This window comes from Rhodanobacter thiooxydans, from assembly GCF_030291135.1.
GTDB lineage: Bacteria > Pseudomonadota > Gammaproteobacteria > Xanthomonadales > Rhodanobacteraceae > Rhodanobacter > Rhodanobacter thiooxydans_A.
This window is the reverse complement of sequence record NZ_CP127409.1, coordinates 3167613-3185044: the sequence shown is the minus strand read 5'-3', so window position 1 is coordinate 3185044 and position 17432 is coordinate 3167613. Positions and strand designations below refer to the sequence as shown.

13 protein-coding genes are annotated in these 17432 nt (G+C 67.6%); 7 read left to right on the top strand and 6 right to left on the bottom strand.

Going from position 1 to position 17432, the window contains the following annotated elements:
- Positions 1 to 89: 89 nt before the first annotated feature.
- On the top strand, positions 90 to 1220 hold the full coding sequence (locus QQA13_RS14700; protein ID WP_108471755.1) for a glycosyltransferase family 9 protein: 1131 nt from the start codon (positions 90 to 92) through the stop codon (positions 1218 to 1220).
- Here QQA13_RS14700 and QQA13_RS14695 read toward each other — a convergent pair.
- Both QQA13_RS14695 and QQA13_RS14690 read right to left on the bottom strand, forming a co-directional pair.
- Positions 1196 to 4636 carry an ankyrin repeat domain-containing protein gene (locus QQA13_RS14695; protein ID WP_108471754.1) on the bottom strand — a complete coding sequence of 1147 codons (3441 nt, stop codon included), beginning with the start codon at positions 4634 to 4636 and terminating at the stop codon, positions 1196 to 1198. The genes QQA13_RS14700 and QQA13_RS14695 overlap by 25 nt on opposite strands.
- Positions 4637 to 4708: 72 nt before the next feature.
- Positions 4709 to 5002 (bottom strand): YcgL domain-containing protein, encoded by a 294-nt coding sequence (locus QQA13_RS14690; protein WP_108471753.1) that lies wholly within the window; start codon positions 5000 to 5002, stop codon positions 4709 to 4711.
- 271 nt (positions 5003 to 5273) lie between these two features.
- Between QQA13_RS14690 and QQA13_RS14685 the strand changes: the two genes are divergently transcribed.
- The gene (locus QQA13_RS14685) at positions 5274 to 6773 is read left to right on the top strand and encodes an OmpP1/FadL family transporter (RefSeq protein ID WP_108471752.1); all 1500 of its coding nucleotides are present in this window, start codon (positions 5274 to 5276) and stop codon (positions 6771 to 6773) included.
- A gap of 75 nt (positions 6774 to 6848) precedes the next feature.
- Here QQA13_RS14685 and QQA13_RS14680 read toward each other — a convergent pair whose 3' ends face one another.
- From QQA13_RS14680 to putA, 3 genes are all read right to left on the bottom strand, one after another.
- A complete protein-coding gene (locus tag QQA13_RS14680; protein WP_234411334.1) occupies positions 6849 to 8231 on the bottom strand; it encodes a coniferyl aldehyde dehydrogenase in 1383 nt (460 codons plus the stop codon).
- A gap of 43 nt (positions 8232 to 8274) precedes the next feature.
- Positions 8275 to 9153, bottom strand: coding sequence for a restriction endonuclease (locus QQA13_RS14675; RefSeq protein WP_108471750.1), 879 nt, complete (start codon positions 9151 to 9153; stop codon positions 8275 to 8277).
- A 143-nt stretch (positions 9154 to 9296) separates the two neighbouring features.
- On the bottom strand, positions 9297 to 12452 hold the full coding sequence (gene putA / locus QQA13_RS14670) for a bifunctional proline dehydrogenase/L-glutamate gamma-semialdehyde dehydrogenase PutA (RefSeq protein WP_108471749.1): 3156 nt from the start codon (positions 12450 to 12452) through the stop codon (positions 9297 to 9299).
- 247 nt (positions 12453 to 12699) lie between these two features.
- Between putA and QQA13_RS14665 the strand changes: the two genes are divergently transcribed.
- From QQA13_RS14665 to QQA13_RS14645, 5 genes are all read left to right on the top strand, one after another.
- Positions 12700 to 13161 carry a DUF2244 domain-containing protein gene (locus tag QQA13_RS14665; protein WP_108471748.1) on the top strand — a complete coding sequence of 154 codons (462 nt, stop codon included), beginning with the start codon at positions 12700 to 12702 and terminating at the stop codon, positions 13159 to 13161.
- The gene (gene coxB / locus QQA13_RS14660; RefSeq protein ID WP_108471747.1) at positions 13158 to 14069 is read left to right on the top strand and encodes a cytochrome c oxidase subunit II; all 912 of its coding nucleotides are present in this window, start codon (positions 13158 to 13160) and stop codon (positions 14067 to 14069) included. The genes QQA13_RS14665 and coxB overlap by 4 nt, the downstream gene beginning before the upstream one ends.
- 79 nt (positions 14070 to 14148) lie before the next feature.
- On the top strand, positions 14149 to 15765 hold the full coding sequence (ctaD, locus tag QQA13_RS14655; protein ID WP_108471746.1) for a cytochrome c oxidase subunit I: 1617 nt from the start codon (positions 14149 to 14151) through the stop codon (positions 15763 to 15765).
- A gap of 55 nt (positions 15766 to 15820) precedes the next feature.
- The gene (locus tag QQA13_RS14650) at positions 15821 to 15967 is read left to right on the top strand and encodes a hypothetical protein (RefSeq protein ID WP_159082185.1); all 147 of its coding nucleotides are present in this window, start codon (positions 15821 to 15823) and stop codon (positions 15965 to 15967) included.
- A 115-nt stretch (positions 15968 to 16082) separates the two neighbouring features.
- A complete protein-coding gene (locus tag QQA13_RS14645; protein WP_108471745.1) occupies positions 16083 to 16970 on the top strand; it encodes a cytochrome c oxidase subunit 3 in 888 nt (295 codons plus the stop codon).
- A 221-nt stretch (positions 16971 to 17191) separates the two neighbouring features.
- Here QQA13_RS14645 and QQA13_RS14640 read toward each other — a convergent pair whose 3' ends face one another.
- Positions 17192 to 17407, bottom strand: a complete 216-nt coding sequence (locus QQA13_RS14640) for a twin transmembrane helix small protein (RefSeq protein WP_108471744.1) — start codon at positions 17405 to 17407, stop codon at positions 17192 to 17194.
- Between the last annotated feature and the right edge of the window lie 25 nt (positions 17408 to 17432).

Genomic DNA, 17432 nt, shown 5'->3' with positions numbered 1-17432 from the left:
ACGCGCTGGAAGGGTGTCATCGGCCGCCCGCACATAAAAAACAGGGGTGACGCGTCAACCGCGGGTGGTGTCCGGCGTTGCTCGCTGTCATGCCTGCGATTCCTGACTCCGCAGTACCCGGCCCGGTCGTGATCCGTTTCGGCCGACTCGGCGACACCATCCTGTTGCAGCCGCTGCTGCGCAAACTGCGATGGCGCTACGGCCGGCCGTGCCAGTTGCTGACGCTGGGCGACTGGTCGCCGGTGCTGTACTCGGCGCAGCCGGAGGTGGCCGGGTGCATTCCGCTGCGCTCGCAATACGGGCCGATCTGGATGCGACCGCGGCGGTGGCGGGCGGCGCTGGCGTTGCATCGCCTGCGCGCGGCGCCGTTCTACATCTGCGAGCCGCAGCTGCGCACGCGCACCAAGATCCGTCCGATGCTGACACTCGCCGGCGTGCCGGCCGAGCACTGCACCTTCATCGAAGACATGCCGTCGAAGGCGGACGAGCACTGGGTGGACTGGTTGCTGCGTTTCGGCGACGCAACGCCGGCCGCATTCCGCTCACTCGCCGGGCTGCCTGTGGCCCCTGCCTGTGCTGCACCGGAGCTGCAGGTCAGCGCGGCTGAGCGGGCCGAGTGCGATGCGTGGCCGCGCGCACAGGGCATGCTCGGGCGCCCGCTGGTGCTGTTGCAGCCGGCCAACAAACGCACGATGCGCTGGAACGGCATGCGTGCCGCCGAGGATGACGACAAATCCTGGCCGGCGGAACGCTGGGCTTCGCTGGTGCGCGCTATCAACTGCCGGTTGCCGCAGGCGCAGATATTGCTATGCGGATCGCCGGCCGAGACCGGCTATCTCCGTACCGTGATGGCGGTCACCGATAGGGGCGCGTCGCAGGTAGCCGCTGCCGCACTGCCGCTCGGCCGGCTGAAAGCATTGCTGGAAATCGCCCACAGCATGGTTTCGGTGGATACCGGGCCGGCGCACCTGGCCGCGGCGGTGGGCTGTCCGCTGGTGGTGCTGATGGGTGCCCGATCACCACACATGTGGATGCCGCGCAGTGCATCCGGCAGTGCGGTGCACCTGCTTGGCGGGCTACCGGTGATTAGGCGGGTGGACGAAATCGATACCGCACAGGTGGTGGCCGCGTGGCATGCATTGCGGCCACGCGGCGCGCTGGCCGCCGACCTGCATGGTGCTGAAGGCGCGGCTGCTCAGTCGGCCGGTTGTGCCGGCTGACGCAGGGTCTGCCGCACGCTGGGGATCGCCCCACTGCGCGCAGCCAGTTCGTGGGCGATGTCAACGTAGCCCAGCTGCCGCGCCACGTCGGCCGCGGTGCGCCCGAATGCATCGGCCGCGTTGCGGTCGGCGCCGCGCGACAGCAGCACGCGCGCCGGCGGCAGCAGCGCATGCATGGCGCAGGCGTGCAGCGCGGTCACCCCGCGCTGGTCGGCATGTTCGACCCGGGCACCGGCCTCCAGCAGCAGGGGCACCAGCGCGCCCAGGTGGGTGGCGTCGCAGGCGCTGCCCGGGCGCAGCTGCGCGCCGAGCAGCAGCAGCAGCGGCGTCTTGCCCTCGTGGTCGGCGTGGTTGATGTCGGCGCCGTGCTGGAGCAGGCGGTCGAACAGGCGCCTCGCGCGCAGGCTGTCGTTGTGCTCGAAACCGAATTGCGCCGCCGCATGCAGCGCGCTGCGGCCGGCGTCGTCGACCGCGTTGACCGCCGCGCCGGCGTCCAGTAGCTGTTCGACGATTTCCGGGTAGCCCATCGCGGCGGCCACCATCAGTGCGGTGGCCTGGTTCGGCAGGCGCTGGTCGACGGCGACCTGGTGCTGCAGCAGCAGCGCGACCAGCGCCTCGCGGCGCGCGGCCACCGCGGCGGCCAGCGGGGTGACGCCGCTGTGCGCGGGCAGTGTGGCGTCCGCGCCGGCGTCGAGCAGGCAGGCGGCGATGTCGCGATGGCCGGCACCGCAGGCGTGCAGCAGCGCAGTGGCGCCCTGCTCGTCGCGGGTGTCCACGGCGAAGCCCAGTTCCAGCAGGCGCTGCACGCTGGCCAGCGCGCCGGCCTTGGCGGCGGCAGGCAGGTCGTCGGCACGCAGCGCGCGGTTCGGCCGCGGCCAGTCGCGCCAGTCCAGCCAGCGCTCCACCGCCGGGTGCTCCAGCGCCAGCCCCAGCGGGGTTTCGCCGTTCGCGTCGGTGGCTTCGGGATCGGCGCCGTGGGCGATCAGCGCGCGCGCCAGCGGCAACGCCTGCGCACCGTGCTCCAGCGCGGCGAACAGCGGCGTGCGGCCGTCGCGGTCGCGCGTGTTCGGGTCGCTGCCGCGCGCCAGCAGGGCCTGCAGCAGCGGCAGCTGCGCATTGGTCGCGGCCAGTTGCAGCGGCGTGCGCTCGCGGGCGTCGGCGCCGAACGGGTCGGCGCCGCGTTCGAGCAGGTTCAGCGGCAGTGCGGCGCCTTGCGCGGCCCCGTTCAGATGCGCCAGCGCCTGTGCCAGCAGGCCGGCGCCGGCCGGGCTGGCGCCTGCCTGCAGCAGGTCGTCCAGTGCTTCGGTGGCGTCCGGCAGTTGTGGCAGCAAGGCGTCGAACAGGCGCTGGCCCAGCGGCGGCAGGCTCGGCGCGTCGGCGGTTTCAGCGTCGTCGATGCGCGGTGCCTCCAGCCGCGCCTCGGCGTCCAGGCCGTGGTCGAGCAACCAGCGGCGCGCCGTGCCAAGACCTGGCGCAGCCAGCTGCAGATACAGCCGGGCCAGCTCCGTCTGCGGCCAGTCGCGCACCCGCTCGACGAAGCCGGAGACGATCGCCCAGTGGCCGAAACGCAGCGCGTCGAGCAAATGCGCGGGCGTGTCGTTGCCTTCGCCCAGCACGTCCTGGCTGAGGCTGGCCGGCAGCGGCGTGTCGGGGTCGAGCAGGGCAACCAGATCCCAGCGTCCGGCGCCGGCGGCGTGATCGAGCGCGCTGCGCCCGTCGCTGCCGGCGGTCTTCGGCTCGGCACCCAGGGCCAGCAGCGCGCGTACCGTGTCGGCGTGCGCACGCGGCGACTGGCAGGCCAGGGTCAACGCATCGCGGCCGTGGCTGTCGCGCAGGCCGGCGTCGGCTTGCGCTTCGGCCAGCAGTTGCACGATGCCGCCGGCACCGGCGCGCGAGGCTTCCATCAGCGCGCTGCTGCCGTGGCGGTCGACCAGGTTCACGTCGGCGCCGGCGGCGCACAACACGCGGGCGACTTGCTCATGGCCTTCGGCGGCGGCGGCGAGCAGCGCATGCCGGTGCCGCGCGTCGACCGCATTGACCGCGGCGCGATGCTTGAGCAGCAGCTTCACGCCTTCGGCATCGTCGTCGGCGATGCCGGCGGCGGCTACCAGCGCCGGTTCGCCGTCGGCTGGGGCCGGCTTCGCGCCGCGTTCCAGCAGGAATTTTGCCAGCGGCCAGTTGGCGGCGCGGCAGGCGGTGGCGAGTGGACTGATGCCGGCCTTGTTCAATGCATTGATCGGTGCGGCCGCGTCCAGCAGCATCGCTGCCACGCCGGCGTCGCCGCTGAGCGCGGCACCGTGCAGCGGCGTGTTGCCCTCGGCATCGGTGACCAGCGGGCTGGCGCCGTTGGCGAGCAGGGTCAGCACCGCCTCGGCGCGGCCGTGCCAGCTGTCACGGGTGGCGGCCAGCAGCGGGGTGATGCCGCCGCTGGCGCGGTTCACGTCGGCACCCCTGGCGATCAGCGTGCGCAACAGGCGGGTATCCGGCAGTAGTGCGGCCAGCATCAGCACCGGCCGCTGGTCGCGGTCGTCGGTGCCCGGCGCGGTGTCCGGATCGGCACCGGCCTCGACCAGGGCCAGCGCGCGCTCGATGTCGCCATCGCGAGTGGCGGCCAGCAGCGCGGCGGCCTGTTCCGGCGTACCGGCGGTGCGCTCCTGCTCGCTCAGCACCGGACGCGGCGCGGGCGCGGCGCGGCCGTCGACATCGCTGCGCCGGCGCGGCTGGTGGCGTTCGCACAGCAGCGCACGCAGCGTGCGGTTGGCGATCACCAGGCAGCCCAGCGGCAGCAGCAGCACGCCATAGATCGCCAGCGCGGCGACGCGCGGCTCCGGCGACAGCACGCCGTACAGGCCGGTCAGCGCGATCGCGCCGAAGGCCAGCACCAGCAGCGCGAACGCGGCCGGCAGGAAGTGGCTGAAGAAACGCTCCTCGAGCGAAAGGTGGCGGCCGAACGCGATGCTGCGCAGGGTGGCGGTGAAGATCCACGAGCCGTCGCGCTGGCTTGGATAGGCGTCGTCCCACACGAACACCAGACCGAACGCCGGCCACAGCCGCCACAGCGCGACCAGCGCCAGCACCAGCGCCGCGGCCAGCACCAGCGCCGCGCTGAGGCTGGGCTGGTGGGTCAGTTGCAGCATTGGCCAGGCGACCAGCACGAACACCAGCACGGTGTAGCCGGTGAACATCACCAGGTGGGCGGCGCCACGGCGCAGCACGGTGCGGCCGAAGTGCGGCTCGGGATCGAAGCCGATCGCATGGCAGATCGCGGCCATGGTCAGCGCGTTCGCCAGCAGCAATGGAACCAGGGTCAGTGGATGGGTGACCAGGCCGGCGACGGCGACCGCGAGCAGGCCCGGAATGAACCAGGCCAGGGCGTGCAGGAGAGGAGGGCGGCGGCGCGATTTGGGCTGGGTCATGGGGGGCAGTATAGAAATCGTTGGCTGTGCAGGCGGTAACCAAGTGTTAACGCCGGCGACATGATGCGCGATTCACTCGCCCCGATCATCCCTCGGCGAATGCGTATAAGCGGGATGATTGGCGGTGGCCAGGGTTTCCTGCGGTGGCAGCTGCAGGTGCCAGCCCTGCGTGCGCAGGTGTTCGAGCACCTGCGCGGTATCCTCGACCGGCAGCTTGCGCTGCTCGTCCAGCTGCACCTCCATCACGAAACGCAGCTCGCCCAACAGCAGCAGCAGCGGCTCGGGCAGCGTGTCGAACGCATCTCGCTGCGCCAGCCACAGGTAGCTGTCGGCTTTGCGCAGGCTGGCATAGACGAAACATGGCATGGCGACACCGTGTCGGATCGGGGAGGGAGTGCAGGGTGAGCTGCCGGGCGACGAGGGTAGCAGTGCCCGTCGATGAACCGGGCATCGGCAGTTTGCGCCACCCGGCGGATATGCTGATGTTAGTAAATTGTTGCGAGCGCACTTGCAACGCCCTGTGCAAGAGGGCAGAGTCCAGCGCAGGAAGTTCAAACGCACGTATGAATTCATGTTTCTCGCCGGTTATGCCCCGGTTACTGTCCCGAGCTGCACCAACAACATGCAGGAGCTAGCGATGCACACGTCTTTCCGTTCCTTCTCGGGCGCTGCCCGTCCACTGGCCCTGGCTGCGCTGAGCGTTGCGGTGATGGGTGCCTTGTTTGCACCTGGCAATGCCGATGCCAGCGCGTTCCAGCTCAAGGAAAACAGCGCCAAGGGGCTGGGCCGGGCCTATGCCGGCTCCGCCACCGCTGGCGGCGACGCCTCGGTGGTGGCCAACAACCCCGCCGCCATGAGCGAGCTGGATGGCACCTATTTCCAGGCCGACGTCACGGCCATCAACTTCAGTGCCAAGTTCAGCGGCAGCGCGCATGACGTGCTGGGTCGCCCGATCAGCGGCGGCAACGGCGGCGACGCCGGTACCACGTTGCCGGTCCCGGCGTTTTTCCTCGCGTCCAAGGTGTCGGACAAGCTGCACCTCGGCTTCGGCTTCTCGGTGCCGTTCGGTTTCCAGACCGAGTACGACCGTGACTGGGTCGGCCGTTACAACGGCGTCAAGTCCAAGTTCCAGTCGCTCGATGCGACCTTCTCGGCCTCGTACGACCTGACCGACAGCTTCGCCCTGGGCGTCAGCGCGATCGCGCAGCGCACCTCGGCCGAGCTGAGCAGCGCCATCAACTTCAACGCCGTGGGCCTGGGCATCCAGCAGGGCATCGGCGCGCAGACCGCCGCTGGTGTTGCGCAGATCCAGGCAGCCATCGCGGCCGGCCAGCTCTCGCCGGCGCAGGGCACCGCGATGATCCAGGCGGCCGTGCAGCAAGGCCAGGCCGCCGCGGCCGGCGTGGCGGCGGTGACTCCGCCGGGCGTCGACGGCTTCGCCCGGATCAAGGGCGACGACTGGGGTTACGGCTACCAGGTTGGCGGCTTCTGGAAGCTGACCCCGAACGACAAGCTGGCGCTGAACTACCGTTCCAAGATCAGCCATCACCTGCAGGGTACCGGCAACTTCACCACCACCCCGGGCTACGACCTGCTGCTGAGCAATCCGGCACTCGCCAGCAGCATCCCGCCGTTCGCACATACCACCGGTACCGCCGACTTCACCACCCCGGCGGTGATCAGCGCCAGCTACTGGCACCAGGCGGAGAAGTTCGGCCTGGGCATCGACCTGGCCTACACCAAATGGGACGTGTTCAAGGAGCTGCGCGTCAAGTACGGCAACCCCGGCCAGCCGGATACGGCCGAGACGTTCAACTGGCGCAACACGGTTTACGCCTCGGTCGGCGGCGACTACTACCTCAACGACAAGATCACCCTGCGTGCCGGCATCGCGGTGGACACCTCGCCGAGCTACAACGCCGTGCGCGACGTGCGCGTGCCGGATTCCACCCGCAAGCTGGCGACCGTGGGCATCGGCTACAAGGCCAGCGAACACTTCGAGGTCAACGCCTCGTACGCGCATATCTTCGTGAACCAGGCGCATATCAACAGCACCAGCTCCACCGGCGACGTGGTCACCGGCAACTTCGACGACTACGGCAACCTGCTGAGCCTGTCGGCAACCTACAAGTTCTGAGCGCCGTCACGCGGCGTGCCGTGAAAAACCTCCCCGCTCGCGCGGGGAGGTTTTTTTATGTGCGGATGTTGCGCCTCAACCGCGGTTGAGCAGCAGCGCCAACATGCGGCGGAAGCGTGCGCCGTACGGTGGGTTGAGCAGGCCGGCGCCGTTCCAGCGGGCCTGGCGGAACACCGGTTTCAGGTGCGAGAACGTGCGGAAGCCGGCCTCGCCGTGGTAGCCACCCATGCCGGACGCACCCACGCCGCCGAACGGCAGGCCGTGCTGGGCGATGTGGTACAGCGTGTCGTTGACACTGACGCCGCCGGCGTGGGTGCGCGCCAGCACCCGGTCGATGCGGGCCTGGTCGTGTTCGAACAGGTACAGCGCCAGCGGATGCGGGCGGGCGGCGACATGGGCGATGGCGTCGTCCAGCGCGTCGTACGGCAGCAGTGGCAGCAGCGGGCCGAAGATCTCCTCGCGCATCACCGCCATGCTGTCGTCGACTTCGGTCAGCAACTGCGGCGGCAGCAATCGCCGCGCCGGATCTTCCGTCGCCTCGCCGAGCGGGTGCACGCGTGCGCCGGCCGCCAGCGCGCCATCGCGCAGCGCCGCGAGACGCTGGTACTGGCGGTCGGAGACGATGCTGGCGTACTGCGTGTTCCGCTCCAGTCGTGGGTACATCCGCGCCATCGCCTTGCCGGCGAGGTCGATGAATTCCGCCACCCGTGCGCGCGGCAGCAGCACGTAGTCCGGTGCGATGCAGGTCTGCCCGGCGTTGACCAGTTTGCCGAACACGATGCGCTCCACCGCGTGCTCGAAGCGCGCGCCGGGGCCGATGATCGCCGGCGACTTGCCGCCAAGCTCCAGCGTCACCGGAGTCAGGTTGGCCGCGGCCGTGCGCATCACGTGGTGGCCGACCGCGGTGGAGCCGGTGAACAACAGGTGGTCGAACGGCAGTGCGGAGAATGCCTGTGCCACGTCCGCGTCACCGTTCACCACGGCCACTTCGTCGGGCCGGAGATACTTCGCCACCTGCCCGGCGAACAGCGCCGAGAAGCGCGGCGTGTATTCGCTCATCTTCAGCATCACGCGGTTGCCGGCGGCCAGCGCGTCGACCAGCGGACCGATCGCCAGGTACAGCGGGTAGTTCCACGGCACGATGATGCCGACCACGCCCAGCGGTTGCGGGCGCAGCTCGGTGCGCGCAGGCAGGAACAGCAGGTCGGCCAGGCGCCGTCGTGGTTTCATCCAGCGACGGCCATGGCCGAGCGCGTGGCGGACCGCCGACAGGCTGGGGAAGATCTCCAGCAGGTCGGTCTCCTCGCGCGGGCGCTGGCCGAAGTCGGCGTCGATCGCCGTGGCGAATGCCTCGCGCTGTTCGAGCAGCATCGTCTCCAGTTGATGCAGGCGTTGCGCACGCAGTGGCCAGGCGGGCATCTGCTCGCGTGCCTGCGCCTCGCGCAGGCGCTGCAGCATGCTGGTGAGATCGGCGTCCGTCGCATCGCGCGTAGCGCTTCGCTCAGGATTCACGGCGGAATTCGTCAAAGAAGGCATGGTCGATCTCATATACCATTTTAGGCTTCACGCCGATGAGCTTGTCCTGGAACAGCTCGGTCAGTTGTTCGCCATCGATCAGCTCGATCGGCACTACGCCGTCGCGAGTGGCCTCGGCCTCAGCGTCCTGAGTGAAGCGGCCGGTGGTGATGAATACACCTTTCTCGGCGCGACCGAGCAGGGCATTGCGGAATTCGCCCACCGCGCTTCGTGCGACGACATCCTTGTAGCGCTTGGCCTGAAAGGCCACACGCAGGCTCACGAAGGCACTGAGGCGCAGCAGGCCGTAGCCATCGATGCCGCCATCGCGCGAACGCTGGGTGACTTCGACTTCCTCGAACCCGTGCTCGCGCAGCAGGCGGCCACAAATCAGCTCGAAACCATAGGGCGGCAGGGATTTCAGGACATCGAGCAGGCCAAGATCCTGCAGCTCCCCAGGTGATTCGGCATCGGCCGTTTTGGACTCGACGCGAGTTTCCGTGGTCGCGTGCTGTCTGCGTTCGGCCTGCTGGATCTTTACCCGGTCGAGGAAGAGGGTTCGCGCCGCGTCTTCGTCGAGACGAGTCTTCCAACCCAACGGGCTCAGGGTCCATGTGCCGCGCTTGCTGTCGTCCAGAAGGCCTTGCCACACCAGGTACTGGCGAGCCCACTGCACCTGGTTGTGGAAGCGATTGGCGCCGGACTTGAGGGTGGCTTCGGTGATCTCGGACGGGAGGCTCAGCTCGCGCGCGATCCAGCGAGACACTTCCTGTGGTTTGGCCGAACCGCCGAGTGCGCGCAGGGCATCCAGCAAAGGTCCCATCCAGCGAGCGAACTCGGCTTGCCCATTTCTCTGTTTCGTCATGCCAACGCTCCGTGCAATGGCATGCAACGTACTCGCTGCATCGGCATCGCGGCAATGTCGGAGAGCTCCCTCGCCACACCCTCTCCCCCAGGCGAACTTGAAGGAGAAAGGTGAAGGGCGCGGGGTTTCCCGAATTCCGCCGCTTACTCGCCGATGGTCAGCAGCGAGGCGTTGCCGCCGGCGGCGGTGGTGTTGATGGTGAGCGTGCGTTCGCCGGCGAAGCGCAAGAGGTAGTGCGGGCCGCCGGCCTTGGGGCCGGTGCCGGAGAGGCTTTCGCCGCCGAACGGCTGCACGCCGACCACCGCACCGATCTGGTTGCGGTTGACGTAGCAGTTGCCGACGCGGGCGTGGCTGCGGATGTATTCCACGGTGTCGTCGATGCGGCTGTGCACGCCCAGGGTGAGGCCGTAGCCGGTGGCGTTGATCTGCTCGACCACCTGGGCCAGCTCGCTGCCTTTCCAGCGCACGATGTGCAGCACCGGGCCGAACACTTCGCGGGTCAGCGTGGCGAGCGACGGAATCTCGTAGGCGCGCGGGGCGAAGAAGGTGCCGTTGGCGGTGGTCGCCGGATCAAGCGCGACTTCGCCGATCTTTTTTGCCTCGGCGTCCATGCGCGCGGCGTGGTCGACCAGGATCTTCTTCGCGTCCTCGTCGATCACCGGGCCGACGTCGGTGGAGAGCTGGCCGGGGTCGCCGACCTTCAGTTCGGCCATCGCGCCAGCGAGCATGTCGACCACCTTGTCGGCGATGTCCTCCTGCACGAACAGCACGCGCGCGGCCGAGCAGCGCTGGCCGGCGGACTGGAACGCGGAGGCGATCACGTCCTTGACGATCTGCTCGGGCAGGGCGGAGGAGTCGGCGATCATCGCGTTCTGGCCGCCGGTCTCGGCGACCAGCGCGGCGATCGGCGCGTTGCGCGCGGCCAAGCTCCGGTTGATCGCCCAGGCGGTTTCGGTGGAGCCGGTGAAGGCCACGCCGGCCACGCGCGGGTCTTTCGTGAGCGCGGCGCCGACGGTGGCGCCATCGCCGGGCAGGTACTGCAGCACATCGAGTGGCACGCCGGCCTCGTGCAGCAGCTTCACCGCGGCGTGGCCGATCAGCGAAGTCTGCTCGGCCGGCTTGGCGATCACGCTGTTGCCGGCGGCCAGTGCGGCGCTGACCTGGCCCAGGAAGATCGCCAGCGGGAAGTTCCACGGGCTGATGCAGACGAACACGCCGCGACCGTTGAGGAACAATTGATTGCTCTCGCCGGTGGGGCCGGGCAACTGCTCGGGCTGGCCGAACAGGCGGCGCGCCATGGTGGCGTAGTAGCGCAGGAAGTCGGCCGCCTCGCGAACTTCCGCGATCGCGTCGGGCAGGCTCTTGCCGGCCTCGCGCACGCACAAGGCGATGAATTCGGCGCGACGTGCTTCGAGCTGCTCCGCCGCATGCTCGAGGATCGCGGCTCGACTGGCGGCGGGCAGGCGATCCCAGCCGGGCTGGGCGGCGACGGCATTGGCCACTGCCTTGTCGACGGTGACACTGTCGGCGCTGACGTAGCTGCCCACGACCTGGCGGCGGTCGGCCGGGTTGGTCACCGACACGGTCGGGCCGACGGCCGTTGCGCCGGGCACCAGCGGGGCGGCGGTCCACGGACCGGCGTTCGCGTTGACCGCGTCGGCCATCGTCTTCAGTTCGTTGTCGTTGGAGAAGTTGATGCCCATGGAATTCTTCCGCAGTTCGCCATAGAGGTTGACCGGCAAGGGGATGCGCGGGTGGGGAATGGACGCGAAGCGGCGCACCGTCTCGCAGGGGTCGGCGACCAGTTCGCGCACCGGCAGGGTTTCATCCACCACGCGGTTGACGAAGCTGGTGTTGGCGCCGTTTTCCAGCAGGCGGCGCACCAGGTACGGCAGCAGGTCCTCGTGGGTGCCGACCGGCGCGTACACGCGGCACGGCACGTTGAGGTTCTGCAGGCCGATCACCTCGGCGTACAGGTCGGTGCCCATGCCGTGCAGGCGCTGGAACTCGAACGGGCGGCCGCGCGCGATGTGATGCACGGCGGCGATCGAGTGCGCGTTGTGGGTGGCGAACTGCGGGTAGATCAGCTCGACCCCGGCGTCGAACAGCTTGCGCGCGCAGGCCAGGTAGGACACGTCGGTATTCGGCTTGCGCGTGTACAGCGGATAGCCGGCCAGGCCCTGTTCCTGCGCGCGCTTGATCTCGGCGTCCCAGTAGGCGCCCTTGACCAGGCGCACGTACCAGCGACGGCCGGCGGCGCGTGCGGTCTCGACCAGCCAGTCGATCACGAACGGGGTGCGCTTGGAGTAGGCCTGTACCACGATGCCGAGGCCGTTCCAGCCTTCGAGCGACGGATGCGCGAACACGTCGCCGATGATATCCAGCGACAGCTCCAGGCGATCCGCTTCCTCGGCGTCTACCGAGAGCGCGATGCCCTGCTTCATCGCCAGCTGCGACAGTTCCAGTAGCTTGGCGGTGAGCAGGCGGCGTGCGTCTTCGCGCTTGGCCACTTCGTAGCGCGGATGCAGCGCAGATAGCTTCACCGAGATCGACGGCGCGTCGGTGTGGTTGGCGAACGGGCCGCGCGCGCCGATGCGGCCGATGGCGCGGCGGTAGTCCTCCTGGTAGCGCTCGGCCGTCTCGGCGGTGAGCGCGGACTCGCCCAGCATGTCGTAGGAGTAGCGGTAGACCGCGTATTCCTTCTTCGCGCAGCGGTCCAGCGCCTCGTCGATGGTCTGCCCCATCACGAACTGGTGGCCCATGATGCGCATCGCCTGGCGCACGGCGAGGCGGATCGCCGGCTCGCCGGCGCGACCGACCAGCCGCTTCAGCGCGCCGGTGAAATCGTGGCGGGTGTCCTCGGCCAGGTTCACCAGGTGGCCGGTCAGCATCAGGCCCCAGGTGGAGGCGTTGACGAACAGCGACTCGCTCTGGCCCAGGTGCTTCTTCCAGTCCGCCTCGCCGAGCTTGTCGCGGATCAGCTTGTCGGCGGTGGCCTTGTCCGGGATGCGCAGCAGGGCCTCGGCCACGCACATCAGCAGCACGCCTTCCTCGGAGGACAGGTCGTACTGGCGCATGAAGGACTCGACCGCGCTCTGGTCCTTCGCACGCGCACGCACGCGGGTAACCAGGCCGGCGGCGACGTCGATCACCTGCTCGCGCTCGGCCGGCGGCAGGGTGGCCTGGGCCAGCAGGTCGTTGACGGCTTCGGTCTCGTCGCGCAGCCAGGCGGCGGTGATGCGCGCGCGCGCTGGCGTGCCATCGGTGGGAAGTTCGGGGCGGAGAATGGCTTGGGTCACGGGCTGGTCGCTGGGGTTCGCGCAGGCGGAGGGGAACGCGCAATTGTACGCGTGCGGTGCAATCTGCGGGGATCGGGAGGCCATCGAAGCGCGCCCTGCCGGTGCAGCCTGATTCCCTGATCCAGGTCAAGCCGGTGCGACATTCTTGCCCGTTGCGCCGCCGCGGCCTATCATTCCGGCGTTCCAGGCACGCCGGATCCCCATGATCGTGCTTCGACCAGCTACCGCCGGCTTGCCCCGCGTGACGATGTGGCTCAAGCCCAATCGCACGCTCAGCCGGCGCGGTCTGCGTCGACTGATCGTGGTTCTGGTAGCGCTGGTGCTGATGACGGCTGGGCTGGGGGCGTGGCAGGGGAATGTGTTCGCTCCGCTGTTCGCCCTGGTGGAATCCGTCGCCGTGGCCATCGCCTTGAGCGTGGCCTGGCGGGCTGGTGACTGTAGTGAGCGCATCACCCTCGACGCCGTGTCGCTGGAGGTGCAATCCCTGCCGGGCCGGCGCCGCATGTGTTTCCAGTCGTACTGGGTGCGCGTGCTGCTGGAGTCGGGCAATGGGCGCCAGCGCCTGCTGCTGTCATCGCACGGACGCGAACTGGAGATCGGCGTTTTCCTGGCGGATCAGGAACGCGTCGAGCTGTCGAAGAAACTCATGGTGTTGCTGGCCGACTTCAACCAGCCACGCAAGCAGGTTCAACAAAGGTGCAAGACATGACATCTGGCGGCATCAGGCGATCATTCACGGCAGCGGCGGCTCTCGCCCTTGCATCGTTCGGCAGCGTGGCCCTGGCCGCCCCCGGCCCGTGGCAGCTGAACATGGAGCGCGGCGCGAGCACCTGGTCGCAGGTGCCGTACCACCTGAACAACATTTCGCTCGCCGTGTGCACGGTAATCGGCGTGCTGGTGTTCGGCGCGATGTTCGTCGCGATGTTCCGCTTCCGCAAATCGCGCGGCGCGGTGGCCGAGAAGTGGTCGCACAACACCACGGTGGAAGTGGTCTGGACCACCATCCCGGTACTGATCCTGATCACCCTGGCCTACCTGGCCACCGGCGGCCTCACCAGCTGGGCCGACACCACCGGTTCGCAGATGACCGTCAAGGTCACCGGCTACCAGTGGAAGTGGCGCTACGACTATGTCGATTACCTGGGCAAGTCGATCGACAAGGTCGGCTTCATGTCCAAGCTCGATTCGCAGAGCGACCAGACCCGCCAGCTCGGCTCGGGCATGGACCCGTTCGCGGTCAAGGTGGGCGACGAAAGCACCTACCTGCTGAACGTCGACAAGCCGCTGGTGGTGCCGGTCGACACCAAGATCCGCTTCGTGATCACCAGTGGCGACGTGATCCATTCCTGGTGGGTGCCGGCGACCGGCTGGAAGATCGACGCGATCCCCGGAATCATCAATGCGGCGTGGGCCAACTTCACCGCGCCGGGCACCTACCGCGGCCAGTGCGCCGAGTTGTGCGGCCAGGATCACGGCTTCATGCCGATCGTGGTGGTGGTGAAGTCCAAGGCGGACTTCGCCAAGTGGCTGGCCGAGCAGGAGGCGCAGTCCGCCGCGCCGGCGCCGGCACCGCAAACCGCGCAGGTCGCCGCTCCGGTTGCCGGCAAGCAGGGCTGATCCCTCGTCGCCCGCAGCCGCTCACGGCACACGTTTTTTCGCAGTCGCATTCAATATTCCAGGTTAGAGGTGCAAGGCCATGTCCTACGCAGCCACCCATGATCAGCACGACGATCACCACGGCGCGCCGAAAAGTTTTTTCCAGCGCTGGTGCATGTCCACCAACCACAAGGACATCGGCACGCTGTACCTGATCTTCGCGCTGACGATGTTCTTCATCGGCGGCAGCTTCGCGATGGCGATCCGTGCCGAGCTGTTCAAGCCCGGCCTGCAGCTGATGCAGCCGTACTTCTTCAACCAGCTGACCACCATGCATGCGCTGGTGATGATCTTCGGCGCGATCATGCCGGCCTTCGTCGGCCTCGGTAACTGGATGATCCCACTGATGGTCGGCGCGCCGGACATGGCGCTGCCGCGCATGAACAACCTGTCGTTCTGGATCCTGCCGTTTGCGTTCCTGCTGATGCTGTCGACGCTGTTCCTGCCGGGTGGCGGCCCGTCCGGCGGCTGGACGATGTATCCGCCGCTGGCGCTGCAGAGCGATTCGCTGGCCTACGTGGTGTTCGCGATCCATCTGATGGGCATCAGCTCGATCATGGGCGCGATCAACATCATCGCCACCATCTTGAACATGCGCGCGCCGGGCATGGACCTGCTGAAGATGCCGGTGTTCGTGTGGAGCTGGCTGATCACCGCGTTCCTGCTGATCGCCGTGATGCCGGTGCTGGCCGGTGCGGTGACCATGCTGCTCACCGACAAATACTTCGGCACCAACTTCTTCAACCCGGGCGGCGGCGGCGACCCCGTCCTGTACCAGCACATCTTCTGGTTCTTCGGCCATCCCGAGGTCTACATCATGATCCTGCCTGCATTCGGGATCATCTCGGAGATCGTGCCGACCTTCGCGCGCAAGCCGATCTTCGGCTACAAGGCGATGGTGTTCGCGATCGCCTGCATCGCGTTCCTGTCGTTCATCGTGTGGGCGCATCACATGTTCGCGGTGGGCCTGCCGCTGGGCGCCGAGATCTTCTTCATGTACGCCACCATGCTGATCTCGGTGCCGACTGGCGTGAAGGTGTTCAACTGGGTCGCCACCATGTGGGGCGGTTCGATGACCTTCGAGACGCCGATGCTGTTCGCGATCGCGTTCATCATCCTGTTCACCATCGGCGGCTTCTCCGGCCTGATGCTGGCGCTGGTGCCGGCCGACTTCCAGTACCACGACACCTACTTTGTGGTGGCGCATTTCCACTACGTGCTGGTGACCGGTGCGCTGTTCGCGATCATCGGCGCCACGTACTACTGGCTGCCGAAGTGGACCGGCAACATGTACAACGAGTTCTGGGGCAAGGTGCACTTCTGGAACAGCGTGATCTGGGTCAACGTGCTGTTCTTCCCGCAGCACTTCCTGGGCCTGGCCGGCATGCCGCGCCGCATCCCCGACTACAACGTGGCGTTCGCCAACTTCAACATGATCAGCTCGATCGGCGGCTTCCTGTTCGGTGCCACCCAGCTGATCTTCATCGGCGTGCTTATCCACTGCGCGTTCTTCTCCAAGAAGAAGGCCACCGACCGCGTGTGGGAAGGCGCCAAGGGTCTGGAGTGGACGGTGCCGTCGCCGGCCCCGCACCATACCTTCGAAGTGCCGCCGGTGATTCACGACGACGAACTGGCGCACGGCCACGTGAACGATTGATCATTGCCGCAGCGTCCCGGCCGAATGGCCGGGACACTGCACGAGACGAACCGAGATGACGCAGCAGACCACGAATCACCCGGCCACCGACGATGTCGACAACGATCGCCACAAGGGTGTGCGGCGCACCGTGACGGTGCTGGTGGCGATCGTGCTGTTCTTCTTCCTGATCTCGTTCGTGCAGATAGTGTTGATGAAATAGCAGCAGCGCAGTCGCTACATGTTTTTTCGACCGGTCGGCTTCGACGTCCGGCATGCAGTTCCCCGGGCGGCGTGACGGGGCAAAAGTCATCAAGAGAAATCCACGGGGTTACACCATGGGTCAGCAGCACGACGCTTACTTTGTTCCGGCCAAGAGCTATTGGCCGTTCGTGGCCGCAGTGGTCATGTTCACCACCGTGTTCGGTGCCGCGCACTGGCTGAACGCGGAGCCCGGTGAGGCCGGCTTCGGCAAGACCGTGTTGACCGTCGGCGTGATCGGCGTGCTGGCCATGTTCTTCGGCTGGTTCCGCTCGGTGATTCACGAATCACTGGCCGGCAGCTACAACCCGCAGGTCGACACCTCGTTCCGCATGGGCATGATGTGGTTCATCTTCTCCGAGGTGATGTTCTTCGGCGCGTTCTTCGGCGCGCTGTTCTACATCCGCATGTTCTCGGTGCCGTGGCTGGGCGGCGAAGGCCACGGCGTGCTGACCCACCAGTTCCTGTGGAGCGACTACGCGGCGTCGTGGGGTGCCAATGGCGGCAACGGCCCGGAGCAGGTCGGTGGCGCATTCCGCACCGTGCCGGCGTGGGGTCTGCCGCTGCTGAACACGCTGATCCTGCTCACCTCCAGCGTCACCGTGACGATCGCGCACCACGCGCTGCGCGCCGGCCATCGCGGCAAGATCCTGCTGTTCCTGGGCCTGACCGTGCTGCTGGGCGCCACCTTCCTGTACTTCCAGGCGCACGAGTACATGGAGGCGTACAAGGAGTTGAACCTGACCCTGCACAGCGGCGTCTACGGTTCCACCTTCTTCCTGCTGACCGGCTTCCATGGCCTGCACGTGACGCTGGGCACGATCATGCTGGCGGTGATCTGGCTGCGCGTGCTGAAGGGCCACTTCAACAAGGACCATCACTTCGGCTTCGAGGCGGTGGCTTGGTACTGGCACTTCGTCGACGTGGTCTGGCTCGGCCTGTTCATGTTCGTCTACATACTTTGACGCGAGGTCCTCTCGCGAAGAGCAAGACCGGCCGTCCGGGCCGGACTCTTCAGAAGGGCGACGCGACGTCCTGTCGTGGAGAGCGAAGATCAAAAACCGGCCATCCATGGCCGGACCCTTCATGAAGAGCATTGCTCCGAATCGGGTTCGGGCATGAAAAAGCCCGCCGGATGGCGGGCTTTTTCGTTTGACGGGAAACGGCTGCCGGGTGGCGGCTACAATCACTGGCCGACGTCGTGCGGGTGCAGCCAGCCCATCCAGATGCCGAACGCGACCATGGCGATGAACAGCAGCGACAGGCCGATGCGGCGGGTCAGCGCCCACACGGTGCGCTTGTCGTCGTCCTTGTCGGTCATCATGAAGTACAGCGCCTGGCCGAGGCTGAAGACGACCACCAGCAGTACTACCACCAGCGCAATTTTATAGATGGTTTCCACGTGATTGATCCGATCCAGTTCGACA

Excerpts from the sequence above, each read along its gene's own strand:
- QQA13_RS14700 (WP_108471755.1), top strand. The coding sequence starts at position 90 with ATGCCTGCGATTCCTGACTCCGCAGTACCCGGCCCGGTCGTGATCCGT.
- QQA13_RS14695 (WP_108471754.1), bottom strand. The coding sequence starts at position 4,636 with ATGACCCAGCCCAAATCGCGCCGCCGCCCTCCTCTCCTGCACGCCCTG.
- QQA13_RS14690 (WP_108471753.1), bottom strand. The coding sequence starts at position 5,002 with ATGCCATGTTTCGTCTATGCCAGCCTGCGCAAAGCCGACAGCTACCTG.
- QQA13_RS14685 (WP_108471752.1), top strand. The coding sequence starts at position 5,274 with ATGCACACGTCTTTCCGTTCCTTCTCGGGCGCTGCCCGTCCACTGGCC.
- QQA13_RS14680 (WP_234411334.1), bottom strand. The coding sequence starts at position 8,231 with ATGCTGCAGCGCCTGCGCGAGGCGCAGGCACGCGAGCAGATGCCCGCC.
- QQA13_RS14675 (WP_108471750.1), bottom strand. The coding sequence starts at position 9,153 with ATGACGAAACAGAGAAATGGGCAAGCCGAGTTCGCTCGCTGGATGGGA.
- QQA13_RS14665 (WP_108471748.1), top strand. The coding sequence starts at position 12,700 with ATGTGGCTCAAGCCCAATCGCACGCTCAGCCGGCGCGGTCTGCGTCGA.
- coxB (WP_108471747.1), top strand. The coding sequence starts at position 13,158 with ATGACATCTGGCGGCATCAGGCGATCATTCACGGCAGCGGCGGCTCTC.
- ctaD (WP_108471746.1), top strand. The coding sequence starts at position 14,149 with ATGTCCTACGCAGCCACCCATGATCAGCACGACGATCACCACGGCGCG.
- QQA13_RS14650 (WP_159082185.1), top strand. The coding sequence starts at position 15,821 with ATGACGCAGCAGACCACGAATCACCCGGCCACCGACGATGTCGACAAC.
- QQA13_RS14645 (WP_108471745.1), top strand. The coding sequence starts at position 16,083 with ATGGGTCAGCAGCACGACGCTTACTTTGTTCCGGCCAAGAGCTATTGG.